The 1,695-nt window shown below is 71.8% G+C and carries 2 protein-coding genes; both read right to left on the reverse strand.

What is annotated here, in order from left to right:
* Positions 1-551 (reverse strand): 16S rRNA (adenine(1518)-N(6)/adenine(1519)-N(6))-dimethyltransferase RsmA (gene rsmA, locus D588_RS0114120; RefSeq protein ID WP_026143718.1); only part of this gene is annotated, 551 nt, incomplete at its 3' end.
* A gap of 129 nt (positions 552-680) precedes the next feature.
* Positions 681-1,658, reverse strand: a complete 978-nt coding sequence (pdxA, locus tag D588_RS0114125) for a 4-hydroxythreonine-4-phosphate dehydrogenase PdxA (protein WP_017908615.1) — start codon at positions 1,656-1,658, stop codon at positions 681-683.
* Between the last annotated feature and the right edge of the window lie 37 nt (positions 1,659-1,695).

Raw genomic sequence — 1,695 nt, forward strand, 5'->3', positions numbered from 1 at the left:
TTCGGCGGCGGCCGGAACGCGCCCGGCGGCACCACGAACAGCGAGGTCACCTCGCAGTACGCCTGCAGCATCACGCTGAGCCGGCCGTAGACCTTGCTGCCCGGGTCGGCGGCCATGCGGTCGACCACTTCCTTCTGCAGCATGAAGTGCATGTCGGCGATCGCCGCGGCGTGGTCCAGCGCATGGAACAGGATCGGCGAGGAGATGTTGTAGGGCAGGTTGCCGACCAGGCGGATGCGCGCGCCCTCGGCCAGGGCGGCGAAATCCACCGACAGCACGTCGCGGTTGAGGATGGTCAGTTCGCCGACGTCGGCCGCCGCCGCGGTCAGTGGCGCGATCAGGTCGCGGTCGAATTCGATCACGGTCAGCTGGCCATGCCGGCGCAGCAGCGGGAAGGTGATCGCACCCTGGCCGGGACCGATCTCCACCAGGCGATCGCCCGGCTTGGGATCGACCGCGCGGACGATGCTGTCGATGTAATGGCGGTCGCTGAGGAAGTGCTGGCCGAGGGATTTCTTGGCCGGGGCGCCGAAGCCGGAAGAGGAAGTCATGGCCGGCATTTTATCGGCATGCACGGGGCGGCGCGCGCTTGCAGCGACGCAGGAGCGGCTTCCGCCGCGGCCGGCATCACCGGGCGCGCCCTGGTTGCGGCAGATCGCGAACGCCGCCCGGATATGCGCCTAGGACTGCGCGCGGCGCGCCGCCAGTTGCGCGCACAGCGCAGTAGCAGCGAACAGGCTGGACGGATCGGCCACGCCGCGGCCGGCCAACTCCAGTGCGGTGCCGTGGTCGACCGCCACGCGTGGGTAGGGCAGGCCCAGGGTCAGGTTCACCGCCTGCTCGAAGCCGCTGTACTTGAGCACCGGCAGCCCCTGGTCGTGGTACATCGCCAGCACCGCGTCCACGCTCGCCAGCTTCTGCGGCAGGAACGCGGTATCGGCCGGCAGCGGGCCGAGCAGGCGCATGCCCTCCGCGCGCAAGGCGTCCAGCACCGGCTGCATCACCTGGATTTCCTCCAGGCCCAGGTGGCCATCCTCGCCGGCATGCGGGTTCAGCCCCAGCACCGCGATGGTCGGCGCGGCGATGCCGAACTCGCGACGCAAGGCGGCCTCGGTGATGCGCAGGCTGCGTTCCAGCAGGGCCGGCGTGAGTGCATCGGCGACCGCGCGCAGCGGCAGGTGGGTGGTGACCAGGGCCACGCGCACGATGGCGTTGGCCAGCATCATCACCACCTCGCGGCCGGCGTGTTGGGCCAGCAGTTCGGTGGTGCCGGTGTAGGCGATGCCGCCGGCGTTGATCGCCGCTTTATGGACCGGGCCGGTCACCACGCCGTCCAGTTCCCCGCGCAGGCAGGCATCGGCCGCCTGGGTCAGTGCGGCGATCACCGCAGCCGCGTTGGCCGGTTCGGTCGCGCCAAAGCGACTGGGCACGGCATTGGCGACCGTGCGCAGGCGCAGGTCGCCAGGGGCGAGGGCGGGGCTGGATTCGGGCAGCAGCTGCAGCGGCAGCGACAGCGCCGCCGCGGCGGCGCGCAAGGTGTCGGGATCGGCGAAGGCCAGGAGCTGGCAGTCGTGACGCGGCTGTTGCGCCAGCCGCACGCACAGCTCCGGGCCGATCCCGCCCGGCTCGCCCGGCACCAGCGCGAGCGAGGGGCGCATGGATCAGGGCTTGGCGGCGGGCGCCGGCGCGGGCGTG

It is taken from the genome of Xanthomonas sp. SHU 308, from assembly GCF_000364645.1.
Classification (GTDB): domain Bacteria; phylum Pseudomonadota; class Gammaproteobacteria; order Xanthomonadales; family Xanthomonadaceae; genus Xanthomonas_A; species Xanthomonas_A sontii.